The 3,353-nt window shown below is 71.2% G+C and carries 3 protein-coding genes; all 3 read right to left on the bottom strand.

All coding sequences use genetic code 11. The features are described 5' to 3' along the window. Positions 1-927 (bottom strand): protein kinase family protein (locus tag KD1_RS15610; protein ID WP_370670766.1); only part of this gene is annotated, 927 nt, incomplete at its 3' end. Between the two features lie 75 nt (positions 928-1,002). Beyond that, positions 1,003-2,661 (bottom strand): murein biosynthesis integral membrane protein MurJ, encoded by a 1,659-nt coding sequence (gene murJ / locus KD1_RS15605; RefSeq protein WP_068403441.1) that lies wholly within the window; start codon positions 2,659-2,661, stop codon positions 1,003-1,005. Positions 2,662-2,675: 14 nt separating this feature from the next. After that, positions 2,676-3,353: DUF6049 family protein (locus KD1_RS17045; protein ID WP_169795421.1), on the bottom strand; the 678-nt coding region annotated here is incomplete at its 5' end.

Below are 3,353 nucleotides of genomic sequence, written 5' to 3'. Positions count from 1 at the left end.
GACCTGGCCGGCGGCAGCGGCCGCACCGGCCACTCCAGCACCGGCCACTCCAGCCCCGGCCGCGCCGACGGGCATCGACCCGGCACCTGGGCCGACCGCAGCCGACCGGGGCTGCACCGTGCGCAGCACCGAGGTGTCCTCGTCGACCTGACCGGGCGCGGCCACGACCCGGGTCGGCGACCACGGCGCCACCTGCGAGGCGTAGTCACCCGGCGAGAGCGGTCCACCCCCCTCGTTGAGCGTGAGGGTGCACAGGGCGTTGAGGTCCCCGGGCACACCGGCGACGAGCGTGTCGGCCGGGACCACCCGACCACCGTCACGGGGCGCGGCGGGCAGGCCCCACGACTCTCCGGGAAGTGGCCATTTGCCGGTCAGACCCGCGTAGGCCAGACCCACGATGTGGATCGCGTCCAGGCGCGCGCCCGTCTCGCTGTCGATCTCGTCGGACTGTCGCAGCGCGGCCTCGGTGGCCAACCCCCGCACCTTGACCTGACCGTCGGCGGTGACGATCACGGATCCGGGGTGGAGGTAGAGGTGGTGCAGCCCGCGGCGTGCGGCGTTCTCCAGCGCGGTGGAGGCCTCGCCGGTGATGCGGCGCACCTCCTCGGCGGGCAGGCCGCGGCCGGCCGAGAGCTGGGCCAGGGTCTGGGCGCCGGGGGTGGCCTCCTCGACCACCCACGCGACGTTGTCGTGGATGCCGACGTCGGTAACCCCGACGAGGCGGTTCGTCACGACCGCGGCGGCACGACGGGCGGCGTCGAGCACGGCTTCGGCATGCGGCGCCGAGGTGGGCACGCACAGGAGCACCGTCTCGCGGTTCAGTACGGTGTCATGCGCGGTCCACCGCTCGGCATCGACGCGTTCCTCGACGCGGCGGATCACCTCGTAGCGGCCCCCGATGACGGTTCCCGGCTCGACCCCGTGCACAAGCTCTCCTTGTCACTGCTGGCGCTGGACCTGCACATACTAGGGCCCGTACCTGCAACGAACCGGTATCGACGGTCAGTGACCCGCCCGGCGGCGCCCGGCAGGGATGCGTGCCAGCAGGGGATTGATCGTCTCGCTGACCTCGCTGACCCGCAGCCGGGCGGCCCCGACGAGGCTCAGGACGAGGATCAGCACCCCCACCACCCCACCGATGAGCGTGCCGGCCACCAGCTCATCGCCGAAGAAGGCGATGAGCACCCCCATCACGATGGCACCGATGAGCGTGGCTGCGGCCGCCGCGACGATGAGGCGAAGGTTCTGCTGCACCACCGATCCCAGCCGCAACGGACCGAGTTTGGCCTGCAACAGCCACAACCCCAGGAGCGCGGCAACGACGTTCGAGGCGGTCTGCCCGACGCCGACCCACATGGCCGTCTCGGTGGCCGGCCGGAACGCGCCCAGGAGATTGAAGCCGGTGGCGATCGCGGTGACGATCGTCTGCAGGAAGAACGGGGTCGCGCCGTCCTCGAAGGCGTAGTACACGCGCTGGACGAGGTAGAGCCACCCGTACGGCACGAGGCCGATGACCATGGCCACGAGCACCCCGACCATGGTGTCGGTCTGTGCTCGGCTGTTGCCGAACAGCAGCGCCTGGAGGATGAGCGGGGCGAGCAACACCATGGCGAAGGTCGCCGGGATGAGGATGACCGCGGGCAGGCGCATACCGCGGTGGAGGTCGGCGACGACGGCCTCGCGGTCGCGGTCGACGGCCGCGTGCGACAGGCGCGTGAACAGCGCCGTGACCAGCGAGACGGTGACGAGCGAGTGCGGCAGCATGAAGAGGAGGAACGCGTTCTGATAGCCGAACAGACCCGCCGCCTCGAGCCCGCCCTCGCTGGCGCGCTTCGTCGCTCCGGTCAGGACGCGCGAGGTGATGATGAACCCGGATTGGCTGACGAGCACGGCCGCGAACGCCCACGACGCCATGCGGGTCGCGGCGCCCAGACCGGAGCCGCGCAGACTCCAGATCGGCGTGAACCGGAACCCGGCCGATCGCAGGGGCGGGATGAGCACGACCGCCTGCGCGACGATCGACAGGGTCGCCGAGCCGGCGAGCACGGTGATCATCAGCGGGGTCCAGTCCTCGACCGGGGCCTGGAGCGGCTGGTCGGTCAGCACGAACCACAGCAGACCGGCGATGGAGATGACGTTGGCCAGGGCCGGTGACCACATGTACGCGGCGAACTTGCCCTTGGCGTTGAGGATCTGCCCGAGCAGGATGTGCAGGCCGTAGAAGAAGATCTGCGGCATGCACAGGAAGGCGAAGGCGGTCGCCAACCCCCGTTCGGGGTCGCCCCAGCCCTCGTCGGTGAAGAGCCGGATGAGCAGCGGCGAGGAGATCGTGGCCAGCACGGTCGCGCCACCCATCATCGCCATCGCGATGGTCAACAGGCGGTTGACGTAGGCCTGGCCGCCGTCGGCGTGCCGCAGCGCCTTGACGATCTGCGGCACGATGACCGCGTTGAGCACGCCGCCGGCGAGCAGCATGTTGAAGATGTTCGGCAGGGTGTTCGCGGCGTTCCACGCGTCGGCCGCCAGGATCGTCGCACCCACCACGGCACCGGTCAGCGAGTTGCGCAGCAACCCGAGGATGCGCGAGGCCAGCGTGCCGGCCGCCATGATGGCGCTGGACCGAGCCAGGTTCACCTGCGACGGCTGGGAGTTCGAGGCCATCTGCGAGGCACTCCTCATTTCTGCGCGGGGGAATTCTGAGCGAGGGCACGTCGGCGTCGGCTCTGACGCAGGCTACGCCAGGTTCCGGCGACCAGCAGCAACGCCGCCCCCACGCCGACGACCCAGTAGATCGAGTTGCCGGTGGGCTGCACCTTGACGCGGAGCGCGGTCGGTTTGGCCACCGGATCGCCGTCCCGGGTCGTCACGGTGGCGCCGACGAGGACCAGGCCGGGGCCGTGGGCGGTGGCCTGGACGGTGACGACCTGTCGACTGTTGGCCCCGATCCGCAGCGGTTCGGGCTGCTCGTCGATCGACAGGCGCGGGCTCGTCGGCGTGAGGTGCACCCGCAGGTCCTCCACGGCCACCGGCAGGGTGTTGCGCACGGTGAGTTGCAGCCGGCCGCTGTTGGCGAAGAAGTTGACGTCGTCGGCGGTCACCCGCACCGTCTCGCCGGACGCCGTGGCCAGGTCGTCGAGCGCGGTGGCCTGCTCCTCCCAGGCCGGCGCGGCCGACCGCCACCGAGCGGAGGTCAGTTGGGTCACGCTCTCGTCGGTGCGCGCCTTGACCTGCTTCCCGTCGGCGCGCACGGCGGTGCGCGGGTCGATCGCGTCCCGAGCCGTCACCAGGCGCGTGGCGGAGGTGGCGGTGAGTTGGGGCGCGGCCACGGTGGCGCCGGCCTGCTGCAGGCGTTT

The organism is Kribbia dieselivorans NBRC 106261 (genome assembly GCF_001552435.1).
Lineage (GTDB): Bacteria > Actinomycetota > Actinomycetes > Actinomycetales > Dermatophilaceae > Kribbia > Kribbia dieselivorans.
This window is presented reverse-complemented; position numbering and strand designations above follow the sequence as displayed.